Genomic DNA, 22362 nt, shown 5'->3' on the forward strand with positions numbered 1-22362 from the left:
CGGCGCGGCAGGATTGGCGGCATGACCTACCGGCTGACCCAGTACGCGCACGGCGGCGGCTGCGCCTGCAAGATCCCACCCGGCGAGCTGGAGAGCGTGGTCGCCGGCCTCGTCGGCGGCACTCCCCCCGACGGCCCGGGCGAGCTGCTGGTCGGCCTCGACGACGGTGACGACGCGGCGGTGGTCCGGATCCTTGCCGACACGGCGGTCGTCGCGACCGCGGACTTCTTCACACCGGTGCTGGACGACCCCTACGACTGGGGCCGGGTGGCCGCGGCCAACGCGCTGTCCGACGTGTACGCGATGGGCGGCACCCCGGTCGTGGCCGTGAACCTGCTCGGGTGGCCGCGCGACGTGCTCCCGATGGAGCTTGCCGCCCGCGTCCTGGCCGGCGGTCTCGACGTGGCCCGGGAGGCCGGCTGCCACGTCGCCGGCGGGCACAGCGTGGACGATCCGGAGCCGAAGTACGGGATGGCGGTGACCGGTGTCGCGGACCCGGCCGCGCTGATGCGCAACGACGCCGGCGTGGCGGGTGTGCCGCTGACGCTGACCAAGCCGCTCGGCATCGGCGTGCTGAACAGCCGGCACAAGCAGACCGGGGAGTCCTTTCCGGAAGCGGTGGCGGCGATGACCACCCTCAACCGGGACGCGTCGGCGGCCGCGCTCAAAGCCGGCGTGGTCTGCGCGACCGACGTGACGGGCTTCGGGCTGCTCGGCCACCTGCACAAGCTGGCCCGGGCCAGCGGCGTCACGGCACGGGTCGACGCGTCGGCCGTGCCCTACCTGGACGGTGCCCGCGACGCGCTGGCCGCGGGCTACGTCAGCGGCGGCACCAGGCGCAACCTCGACTGGGTGCGCCCGCACCTCGACGCGGGGTCGGTGACCGAGGACGAGCTCCTGCTGCTCGCCGACGCGCAGACCTCGGGCGGCCTGCTGGTGGCCGGCGAGCTGCCGGGCTGGCCGGTGATCGGCTCACTGGTGCCGCGCCGGGCAGACGGGGTGACGCTGGCGGTGCGCTAGATCGGCTCGAGGAGACGGCGCGGGACGTTCATCGCCGTCGAGACGGGGTCCTTGGCGGGTCCGGTGGCGTCGAAGCCCGGGCCCGGGGCGATCTGGATCTCCGTGACCGGGATGAGGAGCCCGCACTCCGCGCAGCGACCTCGGTCGTCGATCAGGCCGCCGTCCTCCGCGTGGCGAAGGGCGCGTTTGACGCCCTTGGCGGAGTAGAACTCGTCACCCCAGGCCATCAGCGCGCGGATGGCCGGCCACAGGGCGATGCCCTTGTCGGTCAGGCGGTACTCCGCCGTGCTTTCGTCGCGGGCGAGCACGCCCTCTTCGACCAGAGCCTTCAACCGGGTGGCCAGGCTGGCGCGGGGGATGCCGAGCTGGGTGGCGAAATCACCGAAACGGCGCACGCCGTAGAAAGCGTCGCGCACGATCAGCAACGTCCAGCGCTCGCCGACGATCTCCAGCGCACGTGCCAATGAGCAGTTGCGGTCCGCGTACGTGCTGGGCAAGGACATAACCCCAGTCTACTCCATTCCGGTTCAGTCATTGAACTGTCGATGCTAGGCTCGGGTAGTTCAGTGATTGAACTGCGATCCGAGGGGGTTGTCCCGATGTACCAGTTCCTCGTTTCCTTCAAGGTCCAGCCCGACCACCGTGACGACTTCGTGCGGGCCGCCCGGAAGACCGCGCAGGACTCGCTCGCCAACGAGCCCGGGTCGCAGCGGTTCGAGGTGATCGCGGACGAGCAGAACCCCGACGTCTTCTACCTCAACGAGGTCTACGCCGACGCCGCCGCGTTCGACAAGCACGCCAACGGCCCTTACTTCGGTGCGTTCTTCGCCGAAGCCGGCCAGTACGCCGAGGGCCCGACCTGGCTGATGCGCGGCAACCTCGTCTCTAGCTGAGGTCGACCGCCGTGGTGTTGGCTCCGCTGAGCACGAACACCGGCGTCTCGTCCGCGGCCGGGGTGTAGCGGCCGCTCAGCAACGACGCGAACGCGGTCGCGCCGCCCGGCTCGACCACCACCCGCAGCGTCTCCCAGAGGGCGCGCTGCGCGGCGCGGATGTCGTCGTCCTCGACCAGCAGCACGTCGCGGACGCCGGCGGCGATCACCGGGAACGTGTTGACGCCGATCCGCAGCGGCGCCAGCGAGTCGATCGCGACACTGCCCACGGGCGCGTCGACGGGCTCACCGGCGTCGAGGGCGTGGCGCAGCGTCGGCGCGCCGGTCGGCTCGACGCCGATCACCGGGCCGGCGTGGCCGGCGACCAGGCCGCCGAGCAGCCCGCCGCCGCCGACGGCGGCCAGCAGCGTGGTGCGGCGGCCCGGGAGCTGGCGGGCGACCTCGACGGCGATCGTGCCGGTGCCGAGCATGGTCTCGATCTCGTCGAACGCGTGCAGCCGCAGGGCGCCGGAGGTGGCCCGGAACCGCTCGCTGGCCGCCAGCGCGTCGTTGTAGCTGTCGCCCTCGACCACCAGTTCCGCGCCGTAGCCGCGGATCCTGGCGATCTTGGCCGGCGAGGAGACGGTCGGCACGAAGACGTGGGCGCGGACGCCGAGCGCGCGGGCGGCGTACGCGGCCGCGGCGCCGTGGTTGCCGCCGGACGCGGCCACGACCCCGGCGGGCGGCACCTCGCGCAGCAGCAGGTTGGCGAACGCGCCGCGGGCCTTGAACGAGCCGGAGTGCTGGAGGAACTCCAGCTTGAAGGCGATCGGGCCGGGCGCGAGGCCGAAGTCGGCCCGGTCGGCGAGGAGCACGGGTGTTTCCCGCACGTGCGGTCGGATCAGGTCGGCGACCCGCGCGATCTCCGCGCCGGTCACCAGATCAGGGGCGGTGCTGGTCACGGGAACGACCCTAGCGCCGGTAGTTTGGAGGCGTGCAGCCGCACTCTGATGCTTATCTCCGGCTCGCCTGCCTGTCCTACGCCGAGGAGGACGACGAGGCGCCGCGGCGGGCCGCGGCCGCCGCGCGGATCCTGGCCGAGGATCCGTCGCTTCCGGGATCCGACGTGTACGTGGCCGCCGCCGCGTCCGATGTGGATGCCCTGCGGGCCCTGCTCGACGGCGACCCGTCACTCGCCAACCGGCCCGGCGGGCCGCACGACTGGGCGCCGTTGCTCTACCTCTGCTACGCCCGGCATGACCCGGCGCTCGACGAGGCCGCCGTGCTCGCCACGGCACGCCTACTGCTGGAGGCCGGCGCCGACCCGAACGCCCGCTTCCTCTGGGGCGGCCCCGAACTGCCGTTCACGGCGGTGACCGGCGCGTTCGGCGGCGGGGAGCGCGGCCAGCCGCCGCATCCGCACGCGGTCGCGCTGGCCCGGGTGCTGCTCGAGGCGGGCGCCGACCCGAACGACGGGCAGGCGCTCTACAACCGGATGTTCACGGCGGACGACAGCCACCTGGAGTTGCTGTTCGCGTTCGGCCTGAACGACGCGGCGGTGCTCCGCGACCAGTTGCACTGGGCGGTGGCGCACGGCATGAGCGATCGGGTACGACTTCTCGCCTCGCACGGAGTCGACGTGTCGACGCCGTTCGAGGACGGCAGGTCGCCGGCCGTGTGGGCGTTGACGGCCGGCTACCCGGAGATGGTCGCGGCGCTCGGTGTCGCCGTGCCGACCTTGACGCCGTCCGAGGCGTTCGTCGCGGCGGCGCTCGTCGCGGACCGGCCGACGTGCGACGCGCTGCGGGCGGAGCATCCCGCGCTGCTCCCGGCGCTGCGGGCGGAACGGCCGGGCCTGCCGGTGTGGGCCGCGGCGCACGGCCGACCCGGAGCGGTCGGGCTGCTGGTGGACGCCGGCTGGTCGATCGACGCGCTCGGCCGCAGTGACATGCCGCACGAACAGCCGTGGCAGACGGCGCTGCACGCGGCGGCGGAGTCCGGTGACGTGGCGCTCGTGCGCGACCTGCTGGCCCGCGGCGCGGACCCGACGATCCGGGACGCCCGGTTCGGCGCGACACCGGGCGACTGGGCCCGCTACTTCCACCGTCCCGAGGTAGCCGCTCTGCTGACACCGACCGACCCGGACGGGTCTTGAAACAGATTCCTTTTTGTGCTATGATGTCCGAATAGCCGGCTAGCCTTCGGGTCGTGCAGACGACCTCTCGAACCGCCCTCTTCGCCGCGGCCGCCCGCGCCGCACACCGCATCGTCGACGGCGCGCCCCGGATCCTCGACGACCACCTGGCCGCGCCGCTGCTCGGCGACCACGCCGACGAGCTGATCGACTACCACCGCAAGCACGGCGACCACCCGATCCTGGCGGGCGCCCGTGCCCAGACGGTGCTGCGGTCGGCGTACACGGAACGCGCCCTGACCGCCTTTGTCCATCGTGGACCATCGCAGTACCTCGTGCTCGGCGCGGGCCTCGACAGCTCCCCCTACCGCCTGGACCTGGGCGGAACGGAGATCTACGAGGTGGACCACCCGGCGACGTCGTCGGCGAAACAGGCGGCGCTGGCCACGGCGGGCGTCGACCCACGCGGCGTGACCTTCGTGCCGGTCGACCTCGCCGCCGGCGAGCCGATCCCCACGCTGGACCGCACCCACCCGACGTTCGTGAGCTGGCTCGGCGTGGTGATGTACCTGTCGCCCGACGAGGTGGCCCGCACGGTTTCGTCGCTGGCCGACACGCTCGCACCGGGTTCGGAGCTGGTCTTCGACCACCTGCTCCCACCGGCGCTCCGCGACGCGGAGGGCAACGCCTACGCGCAACAGGTCGCCGCCGTCGCGGCGGCGGACGGCGAACCGTGGCGCTCGACCTTCACCCCATCCGAAGCCACCGACCTGCTGAAAACGCACGGCTGGGAGGTGCGCGCCCAGCCCGACGCCCGCGCGATGGTCCCGGAGGAAACCTGGAACCGCACCGACGCCCTGCACCCACTGGGCCTGTCCACCCTGGCCCACGCCCGCCTCAGCTAGCGGCGCGCACCTCGTTCAGGGTCGATTGGTGTTGGGCCGTCCAGGTGCAGATGGCGGCCAGTGGTTCCAGGAGGGTGCGGCCGAACGGGGTGAGGGCGTACTCGACCCGTGGTGGGTTCTCCGCGTAGGCCGTGCGGACGACCAGGCCGTCGCGTTCCATGGCGCGCAGCGACTCCGTGAGGACCTTCGGGGTGATGCCGCGCAGCGGACGCAGCAGTTCGTTGAAGCGGCGCGGCCCGTCGCGGAGGCAGACGACGAGCTTGGTCGTCCACTTGTCGCCGATGCGGATCATCGGCCGCGCGTCGTCGCACGCCGCGAACAGGTCGGGGTCCAGTGGTCGCGTCACGGGATCCACCGTAGCCAGTTTCGTTGAAGTAACCGGCACCCCGCGGGCTAGCGTCCGCAGCCATGGACAGCATCATCGTTTTCGGCGCCGGCGGTCGGGCCGGCCGGCGCGTGGTCACCGAAGCCCTGCGGCGCGGCCACCGCGTCACCTCCGTCGTCCGCGACCCCGCCCGCTACCCGGACCTCGGCGGGACCGTCGTGTCCGGCGACGTGACCGACCCGGCGGCGGTGGCGAAACTCGCCGGAGGGCACGACGCCGCCGTGCACGCGGCCGCCCGCCTCGACGTCCCGGCAGCGGAGTTCTTCCCCGCGGCGGCCCGTGCGCTCACGGGCGGGCTGGTCACCGCAGCAGTGCCGAGGTTGGTCGCGATCGGCATCGGCACGACGCTGGAGGTGGCGCCCGGGCTGGCGCTGCACGACACCCCCGACTTCCCGGCCGAGCACCTGGCCTTCTCGCGCGGCCACGCGGCGCAGATCGACGTGCTGCGGGCGGCCGACGACGCGCTCGACTGGGTGCTGCTCGTGCCGCCGCCCGTGTTCCTCGACGACACCTCGGCCGGAACAGGCCGCTACCGGACCGGCGCCGGCCAGGTGCTGCCGGGCGACGCGCCGTTTCCGTACGCCGATCTGGCCGTCGCCATCGTCGACGAGGCCGCAGACCCGCGGCACCATCGCGCCGTGGTCGCGGTCGGACCCTGACGGTCCCCGGCACTACCAGGAGAAGCGGGACCAGGTGCCCAGCCGGCGACCGGCCGAGCAGATCTTCGGCGTCAACGTGCTCGGCGTCATCAGGGTGACCCAGGCGTTCCTGCCGCTGCTCCGCGCGTCGGACCAGCCGGTGATCGTCAACCTTTCCACCGTGCTCGGCTCGTTCGGCGTGGTCACGGACCCGCGGACACCGCAGAGCCAGTACAGCCTGCCGTTGTACGCGGCCTCGAAGGCGGCCCTGGACATGCTCACCGTCCAGTACGCCAAGGGCCTGCCCGACGTCCGCGTCAACGCGGTCGAGCCGGGCTTCACCGCGACCGACCTGCACGGCATGACCGGCCACGGCATCCACCCGCCGGAGGAGGGCGCCGAGATGGTCGTTCGCCTCGCCACCATCGGCAGGGACGGCCCGACCGGCACCTTCAGCGACCGGAACGGTCCCCTGCCCTGGTGAACAGCCAGTTCATCGCGGCGTACGCGTTCTCGGCGTACGCCGCGCGGCCGCTCTCGACGCCGTAGGCCAGGTCCTCGAGGAGCTTGCACCGGGCGTAGAACGCCGCCCGGTCGCGGAGCGGTTCGTCGATCAGCGGCAGGGCGGCGGGGCCGAGGTCGCGGTAGAGCAGCCCGAGGTCGTACGCCGGATCGGCGAACGCGGCGTCGCTCCAGTCGATGATGCCCGTCACCGCGCCGCTCGCCGGGTCGACCAGCACGTGCTCGACGCCGAGGTCGTTGTGGGAGAAGACCACGTCCTCGACGTCGTCGGGCGGCCGGGCCGCCAGGAACGCCTCGACGGCTCCGCGGTGGGTCGCCGGGACGTGGTCGGCGACGGCCGCATAGGTCGAAACCGCCTCGCCGAGCCACTCGGCCAGCGGCAGCACGTCGACCTCGGCCAGTCCGGCCCACCGTGCGACCGGCGCCGCCCGCAAAGCGGCGAGCACCCCGGCCAGGGTGTCGACGACCTGCGCGGACCGCAGGTCCCGCGGCAGCTCCAGCAACGGCACGCCGGGCACCTTGAAATAGCCCAGATAACCCCGCTCGGCCAGGACGAACACCGGTGACGGGACGGGCACCGGCGACACGGCCGCTACGGCCGCGAGCAGGCGGGCCTCCCGCTCGATCCCCGCCGGGTCCGGCTCCTTGCTGAACCGCACGATCAGCTCGCCGTTGACCTCGTGCACCACGTGGTCGAGGCCCTCGTTCACCGCGCCTCCTCGTCGCTGGCTAGCGCCGCCAGCACCTCGGACCGGTCCGTGCGTGGCTTCGGTGGGCGCGGTGTCCGCCGCTTGACCGGGCGGTGCGCCGCGGTCGCCACGAACGCGGCCAGGGCCGTCGTGATCGGCACCGCGGCGATCAGGCCCAGCGTGCCCACGACGCTGCGGACGATCTCCTGGGCGATGAACTCCGTCGTCAGCACCTCTCCGACCCCGCGGCCGCCCGCGACCACGAGCAGGAGCACGGGCAGCGACGCACCCGCGTACGCCAGGACGATGGTGTTGACCGTCGAGGCGATGTGCGCCCGCCCGACCCGCGTGCCGCCCCGGTAGAGCTCGCGCCGGCTCAGCGACGGGTTCGCCCGCGCCAGCTCGCCGACCGTCGCCGCCTGGGTCACGGTGACGTCGTCGAGCACGCCGAGCGAGCCGATGATGATGCCGGCCAGCAGCAGGCCGTGCAGGTCCACGTCGCCGTGCAGCAGGGACAGGGTGATCGCGTTCTCGTCGCCGTACCCCGTCAGATGGGTCAGTGAGATCGCCAGCGTGCCGATCGCGCCGGCGAGCACCAGGCTGGCCAGCGTGCCGAGCACCGCGACCGACGTCTGCGCGCTGATCCCGTGTGTCAGGTACAGCACCACGAACATGATCAACGCCGCGCCGGTGACCGCGACCGGCAGCGGCGGCCCGCCGCCGAGGATCGCCGGCAGCACGAACAGCAGCAGCACCCCGAAGCTGACCGCGAGCCCGGCCAGCGCGGCCAGGCCTCGCCAACGGCCGAACACCACGATCGCGACGCCGAACGCCACCACGAGCCAGATCAACGGCGAGCCGCGCTGGTGGTCCGCGATCGTGTAGACCGTCGCGTTCGGGTCCTCCGCCGAGGTCAGCGGCGTGACGATCACCGCGTCGCCGACGCCGACCGACGGCGCGCCGGGCCCGGTCGGCAGCTCGGTCTCCCGGGTCTGCCCCTTGTCGGGCCCCGAGTCGAGGGTCACGGTGGCCGTGCCGCACGGGCCGGGGTCCGCGGGGCCCTCGGGCGTCGGCGGGCACGCCTCCGAGACGACCTTGGTGACCGTCGCGTGGAACCGCGGCACCGGGTCGGCCTCGTCGGCCTTCGGCACGGCGCCCGGCCAGAGCAACGCGGTGGCGATGCCGGTGGCGAGGAAGGCCGGCACGAGCACGGCGGCCAGGATGATCCGCAAACGGCGGGGCGCCCGCGGCGCGGGCTGGTGGTCGTGGCCCATGCGGTCAGGCGCCCTCACGGGCGGCGAGGCGCTCGCGCTGCGGCACCACCGTGTACTTCGGGTCTTCGGCCGCGGTCTTGCCGGCCTCGAAGACGCCGAACCGGGTGGCCACCGAACCGGCCAGCAGCGCCGCGCCGGCCAGCGTCGACACCACGCGGCTGCGCGCGCCGAGCAGCGCGCCGGCGGCACCCGCGGCGGTCAGCAGCCGGGCGGCCCGCAGCAGCCGGCCCGCCTTGCCAATCCGGTAGGGCTCGCTGAGCAGCCCCATCCGGTGCTCGACGCCGTGCGTGGCGGTCAGCTCCAGGGCGGCACCGGCCACCGCGAGGGCCCGCGCCGGGCCCGCCTCGCGGACCGGTGCGCCGATCATCCCGGCGGCGCCGCCACTGGCCAGCGCGCTGCCGGCGAAGACGAACGGAAGCCGGGGGTACGCCGCGTGCCAGGCCGGGTTCGCGGTGTCCGAGAAGAGCACCGCCGTGTAGGTGGCCAGGGCCGGCGCGGTCGCCGCGGCGGCGAGGCCCCCGACCCGGCCGGCGGCCGGCAGCGCGCGGGCGGCCAGGCCGACGGCCCCGTCGCGGGGCAGCCAGGGCGCGACCTCGGCGGCCGCCGCCACTCCCGCGGCGGCGCTGAACGCGCTGAAGATCCAGGTGCCCATCGACATCGGCGACGTCGGCTTGGCCACGCGCAGCATGTTGAGGAAGCGCTCGGGCCGGCCGAGGTCCTTGACCAGGAGATAGCCGCTGGCGCCGAGCGCGGCCAGCGCGGTCACCCGGCCGGTGACCCGCAGGGCCGGGCGACCGGTGAGGTCGGCGCCGGCGGCGACCAGCGCGGCGCCGGCCGCCAGCCCGCCGGTGAACAGGTAGGCGGCGACGTCGTGCGTCCAGACGGGCGGCTTGATCACCGGCCGGCCGTAGTAGGACCGGAAGTCGGCGGGCGGCACCATGACCCGGTCGCCGCGACCCCCGCCCTTGCGCTGCGGGCGGTGGCCGTTGCCCGCGCGGGCAGGCTCGGACTTGCGGCTCACGGCCGCCGCCCGAGGAACGCCACCGCCACCGCGGCCGCCATCGTCAACGCTGCCACGCCCGCATGCTTCCACATGCTCGGCAGGTCACGCGTCGGGACCACCGGGTCCGGCGGCAGGCCGTAGACCTCCGGCTCGTCGAGGAGCAGGAAGAACGCGCCGTCACCGCCGACACCGTCGGTTGGGTCGTGGCCGTAGAGGCGGGCCTCCGGCACACCCCGCTGGTGCAGCACCTCGACCCGCTTGGCCGCCCGGTCCCGCAGCTCGTCGAGCTCGCCGTACTGGATCGACTGGGTCGGGCACGCCTGCGCGCAGGCCGGCGTCATGCCCTCGCCGATCCGGTCGTAGCAGAGCGTGCACTTCCACGCCCGGCCGTCGCCCTCACGCCGGTCGATCACGCCGTACGGGCAGGCGGAGACGCAGTAGCCACAGCCGTTGCAGATGTCCTCCTGCACCACCACGGTGCCGAACTCGCTGCGGAACAGCGCGCCGGTCGGGCAGACGTCGAGGCAGCCCGCGTGCGTGCAGTGCTTGCAGACGTTCGACATCATCAGCCAGCGCAGGTCGCGGTCCTCGCGGCCGGTCGCGCCGGGCAGCGTCGACGACGGCATGCCGAGGAACTGCGTCGACACCGACCGCTCGGCCTCGCGCAGCACGTCCAGCGCCGCCTCGCTCGGCGGCGCCGACTGCTCGATGAACGCCACGTGCCGCCAGGTGTTGGCGGACAGCTCGCCGGAGTTGTCGTACGACATCCCGAGCAGGTCGAAACCGTCGTCGGGTACGGCGTTCCACTCCTTGCAGGCCACCTCGCACGCCTTGCAGCCGATGCACACGCTGGTGTCGGTGAAGAAGCCCATCCGCGGCGGCGCGTCGACGTAGCCCGCATCTGTCGCGGGGTCGATCGGCCCGAACAGGCTGTTGGGTCCTGCCATCACTCCCCCGCTCCCGGTGTCTCCAGCGGCGCGTAGTGCGAGGCGTCCAGCCCCGCGCGGCGCAGGTAGTCGGCAATGTAGTCGAGCAGGGCCGGCCCGGTCGGCCGCCGGCCGGGCCGGATGTCGCAGGTGCCGACCTTGCTCTCCTGGATCAGGACGTTCGGGTCCAGGGTGATGCCGAACAGGTCGTTGGCCGAGTCGCCGGTGACCAGACCGGAACCGCCCCAGTGGTAGGGGAGCCAGATCTGGTGGATCGTCCGCCCGTCGATCCGCAGCGGGCGCAGCCGGGCCGTGACCAGCACCCGCGCCTCGACCGCGGCCCGGCCGGTGATCACGTGTGCCCAGCCCATGTGCCGCAGCCCGCGCTCCTCGGCCAGCGCCGGCGAGACCTCGACGAACATCGCCGGCTGCAGCTCCGAGAGGTAGGCGAGCTGCCGGCTCATCCCGCCCGCGGTGTGGTGCTCGGTGAGCCGGCTGGTGGTGAAGACGTACGGGAACACCTGTGAGTGCGCTTCCGGCGGCGCCGGGTTGAGCTGGTTGTCCGGGCGGTCGTACACCTTGCGGGTGGGGTTGGCCTGTTGGGCGTAGAGCGGGTTGCGCAGCGGCGACTCGGCCGGCTCGTAGTGCGTCGGCAGCGGCCCGTCGATCAGGCCGGCGGGCGCGTACAGCCAGCCCTTCCCGTCACCCTGCATGATGAACGCGTCGTCGCCGCGCAGCCCCGCCACCCCGACGGCGCCCTCCTCCGGCCGGAACGACGGCGGTTTGGTCTTCTCGAAGTCGGGGTTGTCGTGGCCGGTCCACTCCCCCTTCTCCGCGTCCCACCAGACGTAGGCCTTCTTCTCGCTCCACGGCACGCCCTGCGGGTCGGCGGAGGCGCGGTTGTAGAGGATGCGGCGGTTGGCCGGCCAGGCCCAGCCCCACTCCGGCGCGACCCAGCTCTGCTCGCTGCCCGGCTTGCGGCGGGCGGCCTGGTTGACGCCGTCGGCGTACACGCCGCTGTAGATCCAGCACCCACACGAGGTGGAGCCGTCGTCCTTGAGCTCGGTGTAGCTGGACAGCGGCCGGCTGGTCGCGATGTCGTACCCGTTGATCTCCTTGAGCACGGCCGAGGCGTCGGGGTCGTTGTGCGGGCCGCTGGTCGGGTAGCTCCAGGCGATGTTGCGCATGCCGCGGTCGCGTTCCAGTGTGGACGTCGCGATGCGCTCCCGGACGAGCCGGCCCAGGTGATAGAAGAACCACAGCTCCGAGCGGCAGTCGCCCGGCGGGTCGAGCGCCTTCTCGCGCCACTGCAGCATCCGCTGGGTCTGTGTGAACGTGCCTTCCTTCTCGACGTGGGAGGCCGCCGGCATGAAGAACACCTCGGTGGCGCACTCCTCGGTCACGATCTCGCCGGTCTCGATCTCGGGCGAGTCCTTCCAGAACGTCGCGCTCTCGATCATGTAGAGGTCGCGGACCACGAGCCACTCGAGGTTGGCCATGCCGAGCCGCTGTGCCCGGCCGTGCGCGGACCCGACCGCCGGGTTCTGGCCGAGCAGGAAGTAGCCCTTGATCTTCCCGTCGATCATGTCGAGCACCTGCCGATAGGTGCCGTGGTCGCCGGTCAGCCGGGGCAGGTAGTTGTAGCCCCAGTCGTTCTCCTCGGTGGCGAACTCGCCGAAATAGGCCTTGAGCAGGCTCACCGCGTACGTCCGGGCGTTGTTCCAGAAGCCCTTCTGCGTCGGGTGCCTGATGGCGTCGACCCATTTCTCGAACGTCTCGTGCTGCTTGTGGTGCGGCATCGGCAGGTAGCCGGGCAGCAGGTTGAACAGTGTCGGGATGTCGGTGGAGCCCTGGATGCTGGCGTGGCCGCGCAACGCCATGATCCCGCCGCCGGGCCGGCCCATGTTGCCGAGCAGGAGCTGGATGATCGCACCGGAGCGGATGTACTGCACGCCGACGCTGTGCTGGGTCCAGCCGACCGAGTAGACCAGCGCGGTGGTGCGGTCGCGGCCGGAGTTGGTCGTCCAGGCGTCGCAGACCCGCTGGAACTGCTTCTGGGACACGCCGCAGACCTGCTCGACGACCTCGGGCGTGTAGCGGGCGTAGTGCCGCTTGAGGATCTGGTAGACGCAGCGGGGGTGCTGCAGCGTCTCGTCGCGGTTCTTACCGGCCGGCACCGGCGGACCGTGCACCTCCTGCTGCAGACCGGCGGCGGTGTCACGCTGGATGTGGCCCTCACCGCGCGAAGGTGGGTGCTCCTCGTGGCCCTGGTACTGCCAGCTGACCGGCGTGTAGGCGCCGGTCTCCTCGTCGTAGCCGGAGAACAGCCCGCCCAGGTCCTCGGTGTCCTGGAAGTCCTCGCTGACGATGGTCGCCGCGTTGGTGTACGCGACGACGTACTCCCGGAAGTCGAGCTCGTTCTGCAGGATGTAGTTGATCACCCCGCCGAGGAACGCGATGTCGGAGCCGACGCGCAGCGGCACGTAATCGTCCGCCACCGCGCTGGTCCGGGTGAACCGCGGGTCGACATGGATCACCGTCGCGCCGCGCTTCTTCGCCTCCATCACCCACTGGAACCCGACCGGGTGCGCCTCGGCCATGTTGGACCCTTGGATGATGATGCAGTCGGCGTTAGCCAGGTCCTGCTGGAACCCGGTGGCCCCGCCACGGCCGAAGCTGGTCCCCAGACCGGGGACGGTGGAGGAGTGTCAAATACGGGCCTGGTTCTCGATCTGGATCGCGCCGAGCGCCGTGAAGAGCTTCTTGATCAGATAGTTCTCTTCGTTGTCCAGCGTGGCGCCACCCAGGCTCGAGATGCCCAGGGTGCGGTTGAGCGGCCGCCCGTCCTCGTCCTTGTCCTCCCAGGTCTCCTCGCGCGCCTTGACCACCCGATCGGCGATCATCTCCATGGCGCGGTCGAGGTCGAGCTCCTCCCAGTCGGTGGCGTAGGGCCGGCGGTAGAGCACCGTCCGGATCCGCCGGTCGCTGGTCACCAGGCTCTTGCTGGCGGAGCCCTTGGGACAGAGCCGGCCGCGCGAGATCGGGCTGTCGGGGTCGCCCTCGATCTGGATGACCTCGCCGTCCTTGACGAACACCCGCTGCCCACAGCCGACGGCGCAGTAGGGGCAGACGGACCTGGCGACGGAGTCGGCCTCTTGGGTGCGGGGGGTGAGCGCGTCGGTGCGCGCCGACCGGGCGGCATGTCCACGCCCGAGCGGGTCCGTGCCGGTGAGCTGGCGGTAGACCGGCCAGCCCTCGATCCACGTCCGGACCCCCACGGACTCACCCTAGATCAGCGCCGGTCGGCACGCACGGGTCGCCGGCATTGTGGGTGGAATCACCTGTTTCGAGAGTTTATGGCGGTGATACGGCGGCGAAACGTCAATCGTCGACGCTGGTCTCAGCGGGAAGGAGACGCCGATGCAAGCGCGTCGTGGGATCGCGCTCGTCGCGCACGACAACTGCAAGCAGGACATGGTCGACTGGGCGCGGTTCAACCGCCGGACGCTGGCCGCGCACCGGCTCTTCGCCACGGGTACGACCGGTGGCCGGCTCGTCGATGAGGTCGGCCTGTCCGTCATCCGGCTGCGCAGCGGTCCGCACGGCGGCGACCAGCAGATCGGCTCCCGGATCGCCGAGGGTGAGGTGGATCTGCTGATCTTCTTCTGGGACCCGCTCGCCGCCCAGCCGCACGAGCCCGACGTGCGCGCCCTGCTGCGGCTGGCCGTCCTCAGCAACATCCCGGTCGCCTGCAACCGCGCGTCGGCCGACTTCATCATCTCGTCGCCGCTGCTGACCGGGCGCGATCCCTGGGCACCGGAGCTGGTTCGCACGTAACCGCGATCGACTATGGTCCTGCCCATGTCTCACGGCGCCGGGCAGCGGCCACCCGCACTCGGCCTGTTGGCCCTGCTCGTCACCGTCCCGGGCGTCGTGGTCTCGCTCGCCGGGCTGCACCCGTCGCCGCCGCTCGCGGCCGTCGCCTTCGGCGTCGCGATCGTCGGTGCGGCGTTCGTGCTGGCCTGGGCGGCCGAGGCGGCGCAGGTCGACATCTCGGCCGGGCTCGCCGTCGCGGTGCTCGCGCTGATCGCGGTGCTGCCCGAGTACGCCGTCGACTTCGTCTTCACCGCCCGCGGCGGCGAGGCGGTCGCCGCGTACGGGCCGTCCTGCCTGGCGCCCGGCGAGGAGACCTCGAGCTGTTCGCTGGCGCTGGCCAACATGACCGGCGCCAACCGGATCCTGGTCGGCGTCGGCTGGGCGCTCGTCGTGCTGATCGCCTGGCGCCGTCTGCGCGGCCGGGGCGAACCCTCCGCCACGGCCACCCGGGTCACCCTCGGTCGCCCGGACGCCGTGCCCCTCGCGTTCCTGGCGCTGGCCTCGCTCTACTGCCTGGTGCTGCCGTTCAAGCGCACACTGTCGCTGGCCGACACGGTGGTGCTGCTGGCCATCTTCGTCGCGTACAGCTGGCGCGTGTCCCGCGCCCCGGCCGGCGAACCGGACCTGATCGGCCCGTCCGCGTGGGTGGGCGGACTCCCCCGCCGGCCGCGCCGCCTGACCGTCGTGGCGATGTTCGTCGTCGCGGCCGCGGTCATCCTGCTCACCGCCGAACGGTTCGCCGAGTCGCTGGTGGAGACCGGCGCACAGCTCGGCATCAGCGAGTTCCTGCTGGTGCAGTGGTTGGCTCCGCTCGCGTCGGAGGCGCCCGAGCTGCTGGTGGCCGGGCTCTACGCCTGGCGGCTGCACACGTCCGAGGCGCTCGGCGCGCTGGTCTCGTCGAAGGTCAACCAGTGGACGCTGCTGGTGGGCACGCTGCCGATCGTGTTCGCCGCGTCCAGCGGTGGCTGGTCGGGGCTGCCGATCGAGGCCGCGCAGCGGGAGGAGCTGCTGCTCACGGCCGCGCAGTCGCTGCTCGCGGTGGCGTTGCTGGTCGGTCGCACTTTGACGGTGCGGTCCGCGCTGCTCCTGCTGGGTCTGTTCGTGGCCCAGTTCGCGCTGAGCGCGGCGGTCCCGTCGTCGTGGCGCGGCCGGGAGCTGGTGGTGCTGTCGGTCGTCTACCTCGTGCTCGCGGCGGCGACTCTGATCCGCAACCGCCGGCTCGTGGTGCCGCTGTTCCGCGACGGGCTCGTCACTCCGTACCGGCAGCTCGGCGCCGACATGTGCTGCACCACGACGGCGGGCAAGCTGCGGCTGCGGGAGCGGGTGACGATCAGCTCGTCGCGGTAGCGCGGCGGACCAGATCGTCGATCAACGCTGGGTACGGGTAGGGCGCGAGCACCTCGGGCACGGTCAGGTCGTCGACCAGCAGGCCGGACATCGCGAGATAGAGCAGCACCACCGTGACCTCGTCGCCGGGGAGGCCGGCCGCGAGGTGGAACGAGATGCTCTCCTGGAGGTTGGTGCTGAACACCTCGACCAGGGCGGCCTGCAGCTCCGGGCGGCGGGTGGCCTCCAGGCGCAGCTCGAGCATCGCCAGGTAGCTGCTGCGGTCGGCCCGCATCCGGGCCAGGATCTGTTGCATCAGCAGGCCGACCAGCTCGCGGTCGCGCGGGGCCCGCATCGTCTGCTCGACCTCGTCCGCGTCGGGTGCCAGCCGCTCGCGGGTGCGCTGGGCCACCTGGGCGATCAGGTCGTCGCGGCTGGCGAAGTAGTTCGACGCCGTGCCGATGGGGACCACCGCGACCACGTCGACGGCGCGGAAGGTCAGGCCGCGGGAGCCGTCGCGGGCCAGCACCTCGATCGCGGCGTCGAGCAGGGCGGTGCGGCGGGCCGGGTTCTGGCGCATCAGGTCTCCTTCGCGATTGACACCACTGCAAGCGTAGTACTACGGTCGGACCACTACAAGAGGAGTGGTTTGGTTTTGCGCAAGCTCACGTACTACGTCGCGGCCAGCATCGACGGGTTCATCGCCGACCCGGCCGGACGGTTCGACTTCTTCCCGATCGAGCCCGACGTGATGGCGGCGATGAACGCCGAGCGGCCGGAGGCCGTGCCCACCGCGTTCCGGTCCGCGATCGGGTTGGCCGACGACACCCTGAACCGCAGCTACGACACCGTCCTGATGGGACGGCACAGCTACGAGCCGGGGCTGGCCGCCGGGATGACCAGCCCCTATGCCCACCTGCGGCAGATCGTCTTCTCGACCACCCTGTCGAGCACGGACGTCGAGATCGTCAAGTCCGATCCGCTCGGTGCGGTCCGGGCCCTCAAGCGGGAGCCCGGGCTCGGCATCTGGCTCTGCGGCGGCGGCACGCTCGCCAGCCAGCTCCTGCCGGAGATCGACGAGCTGGTGATCAAGCAATATCCGCTGGTGCTCGGCGCCGGCATCCCGCTGTTCAGTTCGGCGTTCGAGCCTTCGCAGTTCAACCTCGACTCCGCGCGGCCCTTCGATTCGGGCGCGGTCGTCCTGACGTACACCCGGAGTTTGTGACAGAACCAAGACATGAGCCGGACGAGTTGCGGATGACGGGCCGCCAGGATGGTCCGCGTGAACCCGCGATCCTCGTCCGCCGGCCGGCTCCTCGCGGCCGCCGCTGCGTGTGCGGTCGCCTTCGGCGTGGCCTGGTTGCTGTTCGTGCGGACCGCACCCGGCCAATGGATCGACGGCGTGCTGCTGCCCCGCGCCCAGTGGGGCGGCGGCTACGTCCAGGAGACCATCCTGCTCGGTCCGGCATCCCTGGTGCTGAAGCGATTCGGCAATCCCCTGCTGCTCGGCCTGGTGATGGTCGCGATCATCGCGGTCGGCGCGCTCACCCGCCGGATCTGGGCGGCCCTGGCCGCGGTGGCGGTGTTCGCCTGCTCGGCGGGCGCCGCCGGGTTCGTCAAGCAGTTCCTGGACCGGCCGGAGCTGGGTGTGGCCAGCTCGACGACGCACAACAGCTTCCCGAGCGGCCACGTGGCCGCGGCGGCCGCGCTGCTGCTCGGGATCCTGCTGGTGGCGCCGCCACGGCTGCGGTGGTGGCTCGCGGTGCCCGGCACCACGGGGGTGTCGGTCATCGGAGCCGCCACGATGATCCTGGGCTGGCACCGCTTCAGCGACGTGGTCGGCAGCCTGCTCCTGGTCGGCACGATCTTCTGCCTGGCCGCCGCGGCCCTGACCCGCGCGCGCGACAAGACCGCCAGCGCCTCGAAAGAACAGGCGGACGACGACGCCGTGACCGGGTTGCTGGTGCAGGCGATCGCGCTGACCTTGCTGATCATGCTGGTGCTCGCGCTGGCCCCCGATGCCGGCGTGCGCCTCGTGCTGGCCACCGCGGCGGTCGGCGTGCTGACGATGCTGGTCGTCTCGGCCGCGATCTGGCTGGTCCGCCCCGCTCATCAACCGGAGGAGCGGGGCGGCGCGACCGTGCCCTCGAGTGAGTGGGCCCAGGGCAGCAGGAGCTGGCGCTCGTAGTCACCGGCCGGGTCCGTGACCACGGCGGTGAGCATCCGCACCGCGCGGCGGCCCATCGCGTTGCGCGGAATGTGCATCGCTGCCCGTCGCCCGCGCTGGTCGAGCGGCGGTACGCCGTTGCGTACGCCCTGGGCCGCTTCTCACGCCGCGTCGGACCGGCGCTCCTTTCTCGACCAGACCATCCGCTGGACCACTCGCTTGACCTGGCTGTTGCCCCAAGCCACCTCGAGATCCGACTCACCGTGCATAGGTCCCGCGATGCCGACACCTACCTCGACCGACTCTCCGCTGACCAGCGAGAGGCTGAAGCGGTCGCTGAGAGAGATCGCCGCGTAAGACCCCGAACCGTCGTCGAACCAGATCCGCATCGGGTCGTCGCCCGCGACCGAGTCAGCGACGGTCCGGGAGGAGATGGTGACGACATCGTCGTAGTGAAACGTGCGGGTCGACTCGGTGAGCAATGCCCGACGGGCAAAGTCGAGGTCGCAGTCGTAGACCGCGACTCGCCGGTCCGTCAGGTAGATCACCAGAACGCGATAGTGGTCAGATCTGAGCCGCCCGTCCGAACCGGTCCGAACCCGAGCCAGCGGGTTCTCGCTGTGTGGACGGCGCCGGAAACTGCGCCCGTTCGCCGAGCTGCGCTCGACATCACCTCGCTTGAGGTTGGACACGCCGACCGCCGACTGCGGCTCGACGATGAGGTGTCCCGGCCTCCCGGCGGCGATCGGTTCCACTCGGTGGCGGCGGGCACCCAACGCGGCCACCAGCCTGACGTCCTCCTCAAGCCATGAGTCCATCTGTGCGTCGGTCGGGCGGTCCGCGGTATGGGCCTTCGCGTAGTCGTAGCGTCGCTTGAGCAGCACGTCCTGCTGGTAATCGCGGAAGGAGGTAATGGCCAAGAAGACCAGGACAACCCCGGCGGCGAGGAGGACGAGCAGCAGGGCAGCGTGGACGTACCAGGCGGCGCCATTGAGTATGCCCACGAACGGCGCGACCAACGCCATGACTCCGCCGACCGCCATGACCGTGGCCGGTGTGGCGTTCGGCTGTTGCGGCTTCGCAGGCACCGGGTAGAAGTACTTGGCCACCGCTATCCGGCGTTCACGCGGCGCGAGCGGCAGCTTACCGGCCTGCACGAATCCGTCGATAGCGACATTGCGGTTGCGCGCCTCCGCCGACAACGACTCCCACGTTGGTCCCTGGCACGGCACCATGTGTCGAGCAAGAAGGGCTAGCTCGGCATCGCTCAGCGCACGCGGATCCGCGAAGCTTGCGACCCCAGCGAGACCGGTGGGAACGGTCATCGCGTCCAGGTCGAAGTAGTCGTCCTTGATCAGGGCCGCCAGGACAGCGGTCATCGCGCCGGCGCCCGCATTCGCGATGTGCGCCGCCGCGCGCTCAATTTCCTCAGGTCGACGATACGAGGGACGTATCTTGGCCAGGATCGCCACCGCCGAATAGAGGTGGGCCAATGATCTCCGCTTTTTCGCACGCGCACCCTCTTCGTGCGCTTCCTTTCGGATCACGTCACCGAAGCAGCTGCGCGCCTCGCGATACATACCTTCGGAGAGCAGGCGCTGGCCCGCCCGCAGCCAGTCCCGCGTTTCGGTGTAGTACTGGTTGATGATCTGGTCGGCGTTCTGGATGAAGCCCTGCTGGTCGCCGTCTAGGTTCACGTCACGCCGCCGAAGGACCGTGGCCTGCCATCATTGCAATGATCCTCGCGGCCGCTTCAGCGAGGGGCGCTGCTCCAGCAGCCACTGCCAGCATGTCACGCGCCCGTCCGACCGCCGACCGGGCCTCGACCGGGTCGGCCTCTGCGGCGGCGGTGTCCAGCTCTCGAGTCGCCGCCTCCGCCACCCGCCCCTCTATGCTCCCCGTTGCGCGTGCGGCGGCGATTCGCTCCGACAGACGCTGGATATCTTCGATCGGCGTTCGAACGGATATGACCGAAGTGATCTGTTCACGGTTGACGATGGTGTCGGCGTTCTGGATGGTGCCAGTCTGGTTGCCCACGACCTTCATGCATTCCTCCCATGCCGAGACGGCCGAGCAACTAAAATACATAGGACGAACGCGATTCGCGTTGACAAATATTTGACATGTCCTATGCCGCAGTCGTACCCGTGTGAGTGACATGGCAGCGCAACATGAAATCGCATTCTGAGGGGTTGACGAGACAGCAAAGAGCCGCCCGGGCGTACCCCAGGCGGCTCTTTGCTTCTGTTGTCAGGCCGCGGCGAGGAGCTCGCGCTCGTCGGCCGGGCGGAGGGCCAGGGCCAGGACGTCGCTGACGTCGCCCAGCACGTGGATGGTCAGGGCGTCGCGGACCTCCTGCGGCAGGTCGTCCAGGTCCGGCTCGTTGCGGGCCGGGATGATGACCTCCGTCAGGCCTGCCCGGTGCGCCGCCAGCAGCTTCTGCTTGACGCCGCCGATCGGGAGCACGCGGCCGGAGAGGGTGACCTCGCCGGTCATGCCGAACTCCGGGCGGACCGGGCGACCGGTCGCCAGCGACGCCAGGGCGGTGACCATCGTGATGCCCGCGGACGGGCCGTCCTTCGGCACCGCGCCGGCCGGCACGTGCAGGTGGATCCGCTTGGCCGCCAACGCGTTCGGGTCGATGCCCAGGCGCTTGCCGTTGGACCTCAGGTAGGAGAGGGCGATGTGCGCCGACTCCTTCATGACGTCGCCGAGCTGGCCCGTGAGGGTCAGGCCCGGCTCGCCCTCCATCGAGGTCGCCTCGATGAACAGCACGTCGCCGCCCGCTCCGGTGACCGCCAGGCCCGTTGCCACGCCCGGGGTCGCCGTGCGCTCCGCCGACTCCGGGGTGAACCGGGGACGGCCGAGGTAGCGGACCAGGTCGGTCTCGTCGACCCTGATCGGCGCCGACTCCGAAGCCAACGCCACCGCGACCTTGCGGAGGATCTTGGCCAGCGCGCGCTCGAGCTGCCGCACGCCCGCCTCGCGGGTGTACTCGCCGGCGATCGCACCCAAGGCCTCGTCGGTGATCGACACCTCGGACGGCGTCAAGCCGGCGCGCTCGACCTGCCGCGGCCACAGGTGGTCGCGGCCGATGGCCACCTTCTCCTCCTCGGTGTAGCCGTCCAGCGTCACGAGCTCCATCCGGTCCAGCAGCGGGCCGGGGATGTTCTCGACCACGTTGGCGGTCGCGAGGAACAGCACGTCCGAGAGGTCGAGGTCGACCTCCAGGTAGTGGTCGCGGAACGTGTGGTTCTGCGCCGGGTCGAGCACCTCGAGCAGGGCCGCGGCCGGGTCGCCGGCGTAACCGACGGCCAGCTTGTCGACCTCGTCGAGCAGCACGACCGGGTTCATCGAACCGGCCTCCTTGAGCGCCCGGACGATCCGGCCCGGAGCCGCGCCGACGTAGGTGCGCCGGTGACCGCGGATCTCGGCCTCGTCCCGGATGCCGCCGAGGCTGACCCGGACGAACTTGCGGCCCAGCGCCCGCGCGACGGACTCGCCGAGGCTGGTCTTGCCGACACCGGGCGGGCCACCGAGGGCCAGCACCGCGCCGGAACCACGGCCGCCGACGACCTGCAGGTTGCGCTCGGCACGCCGGTTGCGGACCGCGAGGTACTCCAGGATGCGGTCCTTCACGTCGGCCAGCCCGGCGTGGTCGGTGTCGAGCACCTCACGCGCCGCCTTCAGGTCGGTGTTGTCGTCGGTCCGGGTCGACCAGGGCATTTCGAGTACGGTGTCGAGCCAGGTGCGGATCCAGCTCGTCTCGGGTGACTGGTCGCTCGCGCGCTCCAGCTTGCCGACCTCGCGCATGGCCGCCTCGCGCACCTTCTCGGGCAGGTCGGCGGACTCCACGCGGGACCGGTAGTCGGCCGAGCCGTCGGGCTCGTCCTCACCCAGCTCCTTGCGGATCGCGGCGAGCTGCTGGCGGAGCAGGAACTCGCGCTGCGACTTCTCGAGGCCCTCGCGGACGTCGTTGGTGATCCGCTCGGTGACCTCCTGCTCGGCGAGGTAGTCGCGAACCCAGCCGACCAGCAGGTCGAGGCGCGCGGTCACATCGGGAGCGTTGAGCAGCTCGATCTTCTGCTCGAGGCTGAGCCACGGCGCGTAGCCGGCGGAGTCGGCCAGCTCGGACAAGTCGGTCATCCGCTCGACGGCGTCGATGACCTGCCAGGCGCCGCGCTGCTGGAGCACGGACTTCACCAGGGCCTTGTATTCAGTGGCCAGCTCGCGGGCCTTGCCCGCGGGCGGGGTCTCGTCAAGCTCGGTGGCCTCGACCCAGAGGGCGGCACCGGGTCCGGGCACACCGGAACCGATCTTCGCCCGGGACAGGCCACGGATGACGGCGGCGGGCTCGCCATCGGGCAGGCGGCCCACCTTCTCGATCAGCGCGATGACGCCGGTCGGCCCGTACTCGCCGTCGACTCGCGGCACGGCAAGCACGCGGTTGTCGCCGGCGGCGCGCGCGGCGTCGACGGCGGCCTGAGTGTTGTTATCGAGGGTGACCGGCACGGTCATGCCCGGAAGCAGTACGGCGTCGGTCAACGGCAGGACGGGAAGAGTTGCCATGTACGTACTCAAGTTACAAACCATGCACTCTGTTCCCGGCCTGCGTTGTGACCCAGG

General features: G+C 71.6%; 21 protein-coding genes and 1 pseudogene. 10 read left to right on the top strand and 12 right to left on the bottom strand.

Annotation, left to right across the window (positions count from 1 at the left end):
- Nucleotides 1–21 precede the first annotated feature (21 nt).
- Nucleotides 22–1020 (top strand): selenide, water dikinase SelD, encoded by a 999-nt coding sequence (gene selD, locus Air01nite_RS25435; RefSeq protein ID WP_203705796.1) that lies wholly within the window; start codon nt 22–24, stop codon nt 1018–1020.
- On the opposite strand, the gene Air01nite_RS25440 is transcribed toward selD, so the two are convergent.
- Complete coding sequence (locus Air01nite_RS25440) at nt 1017–1523, bottom strand: winged helix-turn-helix transcriptional regulator (protein WP_203705798.1); 507 nt, start codon at nt 1521–1523, stop codon at nt 1017–1019. The two genes, selD and Air01nite_RS25440, sit on opposite strands and share 4 nt — an antisense overlap.
- Before the next feature lie 96 nt (nt 1524–1619).
- Between Air01nite_RS25440 and Air01nite_RS25445 the strand changes: the two genes are divergently transcribed.
- Complete coding sequence (locus Air01nite_RS25445) at nt 1620–1913, top strand: putative quinol monooxygenase (protein ID WP_203705799.1); 294 nt, start codon at nt 1620–1622, stop codon at nt 1911–1913.
- On the opposite strand, the gene Air01nite_RS25450 is transcribed toward Air01nite_RS25445, so the two are convergent.
- Nucleotides 1906–2853 carry a serine/threonine dehydratase gene (locus tag Air01nite_RS25450; protein WP_203705800.1) on the bottom strand — a complete coding sequence of 316 codons (948 nt, stop codon included), beginning with the start codon at nt 2851–2853 and terminating at the stop codon, nt 1906–1908. The two genes, Air01nite_RS25445 and Air01nite_RS25450, sit on opposite strands and share 8 nt — an antisense overlap.
- A gap of 32 nt (nt 2854–2885) precedes the next feature.
- Between Air01nite_RS25450 and Air01nite_RS25455 the strand changes: the two genes are divergently transcribed.
- Both Air01nite_RS25455 and Air01nite_RS25460 read left to right on the top strand, forming a co-directional pair.
- A complete protein-coding gene (locus Air01nite_RS25455) occupies nt 2886–4046 on the top strand; it encodes an ankyrin repeat domain-containing protein (protein WP_203705801.1) in 1161 nt (386 codons plus the stop codon).
- Between the two features lie 53 nt (nt 4047–4099).
- Entirely contained in the window at nt 4100–4930 is an 831-nt protein-coding gene (locus Air01nite_RS25460) for a class I SAM-dependent methyltransferase (protein ID WP_203705802.1), read from the top strand.
- Here the strand turns inward: Air01nite_RS25460 and Air01nite_RS25465 are convergent.
- Nucleotides 4923–5276, bottom strand: coding sequence for a winged helix-turn-helix transcriptional regulator (locus tag Air01nite_RS25465; RefSeq protein WP_239090966.1), 354 nt, complete (start codon nt 5274–5276; stop codon nt 4923–4925). The two genes, Air01nite_RS25460 and Air01nite_RS25465, sit on opposite strands and share 8 nt — an antisense overlap.
- Nucleotides 5277–5338: 62 nt before the next feature.
- On the opposite strand from Air01nite_RS25465, the gene Air01nite_RS25470 reads away from it, so the two are divergent.
- Together Air01nite_RS25470 and Air01nite_RS25475 are read left to right on the top strand one after the other, a co-directional pair.
- Complete coding sequence (locus Air01nite_RS25470) at nt 5339–5974, top strand: NAD(P)-dependent oxidoreductase (protein ID WP_203705803.1); 636 nt, start codon at nt 5339–5341, stop codon at nt 5972–5974.
- Between the two features lie 34 nt (nt 5975–6008).
- Nucleotides 6009–6437 carry an SDR family NAD(P)-dependent oxidoreductase gene (locus Air01nite_RS25475; RefSeq protein ID WP_203705804.1) on the top strand — a complete coding sequence of 143 codons (429 nt, stop codon included), beginning with the start codon at nt 6009–6011 and terminating at the stop codon, nt 6435–6437.
- Here Air01nite_RS25475 and Air01nite_RS25480 read toward each other — a convergent pair.
- The 5 genes and pseudogenes from Air01nite_RS25480 to fdh all read right to left on the bottom strand — a co-directional run.
- Nucleotides 6406–7185: a phosphotransferase family protein gene (locus Air01nite_RS25480; RefSeq protein WP_239090967.1), complete on the bottom strand. Its 780-nt coding sequence runs from the start codon at nt 7183–7185 to the stop codon at nt 6406–6408. The genes Air01nite_RS25475 and Air01nite_RS25480 overlap by 32 nt on opposite strands.
- Entirely contained in the window at nt 7182–8438 is a 1257-nt protein-coding gene (locus Air01nite_RS25485; protein WP_203705872.1) for a YibE/F family protein, read from the bottom strand. The genes Air01nite_RS25480 and Air01nite_RS25485 overlap by 4 nt, the downstream gene beginning before the upstream one ends.
- 4 nt (nt 8439–8442) lie before the next feature.
- The gene (gene nrfD, locus Air01nite_RS25490; protein WP_373310466.1) at nt 8443–9459 is read right to left on the bottom strand and encodes an NrfD/PsrC family molybdoenzyme membrane anchor subunit; all 1017 of its coding nucleotides are present in this window, start codon (nt 9457–9459) and stop codon (nt 8443–8445) included.
- Nucleotides 9456–10388: a 4Fe-4S dicluster domain-containing protein gene (locus tag Air01nite_RS25495; RefSeq protein ID WP_203705806.1), complete on the bottom strand. Its 933-nt coding sequence runs from the start codon at nt 10386–10388 to the stop codon at nt 9456–9458. Before Air01nite_RS25495 ends, nrfD begins: the two co-directional genes overlap by 4 nt.
- 8 nt (nt 10389–10396) lie before the next feature.
- Nucleotides 10397–13645 (bottom strand): annotated as a pseudogene (gene fdh / locus Air01nite_RS25500) (formate dehydrogenase); the annotation flags it as partial.
- Nucleotides 13646–13787: 142 nt separating this feature from the next.
- Between fdh and Air01nite_RS25505 the strand changes: the two are divergent.
- Together Air01nite_RS25505 and Air01nite_RS25510 are read left to right on the top strand one after the other, a co-directional pair.
- Nucleotides 13788–14204, top strand: coding sequence for a methylglyoxal synthase (locus Air01nite_RS25505; protein ID WP_203705808.1), 417 nt, complete (start codon nt 13788–13790; stop codon nt 14202–14204).
- 24 nt (nt 14205–14228) lie between these two features.
- Nucleotides 14229–15590 carry a calcium:cation antiporter family protein gene (locus Air01nite_RS25510; RefSeq protein ID WP_239090968.1) on the top strand — a complete coding sequence of 454 codons (1362 nt, stop codon included), beginning with the start codon at nt 14229–14231 and terminating at the stop codon, nt 15588–15590.
- Here the strand turns inward: Air01nite_RS25510 and Air01nite_RS25515 are convergent.
- On the bottom strand, nt 15574–16149 hold the full coding sequence (locus tag Air01nite_RS25515) for a TetR/AcrR family transcriptional regulator (RefSeq protein WP_203705810.1): 576 nt from the start codon (nt 16147–16149) through the stop codon (nt 15574–15576). The two genes, Air01nite_RS25510 and Air01nite_RS25515, sit on opposite strands and share 17 nt — an antisense overlap.
- 75 nt (nt 16150–16224) lie before the next feature.
- Here Air01nite_RS25515 and Air01nite_RS25520 point away from each other — a divergent pair, with 75 nt between their 5' ends.
- Both Air01nite_RS25520 and Air01nite_RS25525 read left to right on the top strand, forming a co-directional pair.
- Nucleotides 16225–16794: a dihydrofolate reductase family protein gene (locus tag Air01nite_RS25520; protein WP_203705811.1), complete on the top strand. Its 570-nt coding sequence runs from the start codon at nt 16225–16227 to the stop codon at nt 16792–16794.
- A gap of 57 nt (nt 16795–16851) precedes the next feature.
- Nucleotides 16852–17757: a phosphatase PAP2 family protein gene (locus Air01nite_RS25525; protein ID WP_203705813.1), complete on the top strand. Its 906-nt coding sequence runs from the start codon at nt 16852–16854 to the stop codon at nt 17755–17757.
- Nucleotides 17758–17897: 140 nt separating this feature from the next.
- On the opposite strand, the gene Air01nite_RS25530 is transcribed toward Air01nite_RS25525, so the two are convergent.
- From Air01nite_RS25530 to lon, 3 genes are all read right to left on the bottom strand, one after another.
- The gene (locus tag Air01nite_RS25530; protein WP_203705815.1) at nt 17898–19433 is read right to left on the bottom strand and encodes a hypothetical protein; all 1536 of its coding nucleotides are present in this window, start codon (nt 19431–19433) and stop codon (nt 17898–17900) included.
- A 1-nt stretch (nt 19434) separates the two neighbouring features.
- Entirely contained in the window at nt 19435–19782 is a 348-nt protein-coding gene (locus Air01nite_RS25535) for a hypothetical protein (protein WP_203705817.1), read from the bottom strand.
- A 204-nt stretch (nt 19783–19986) separates the two neighbouring features.
- Nucleotides 19987–22305: an endopeptidase La gene (gene lon / locus Air01nite_RS25540; protein ID WP_203705819.1), complete on the bottom strand. Its 2319-nt coding sequence runs from the start codon at nt 22303–22305 to the stop codon at nt 19987–19989.
- Between the last annotated feature and the right edge of the window lie 57 nt (nt 22306–22362).

Origin of the sequence: Asanoa iriomotensis (assembly GCF_016862515.1) — a bacterium.
GTDB classification, from domain to species: Bacteria; Actinomycetota; Actinomycetes; order Mycobacteriales; family Micromonosporaceae; genus Asanoa; species Asanoa iriomotensis.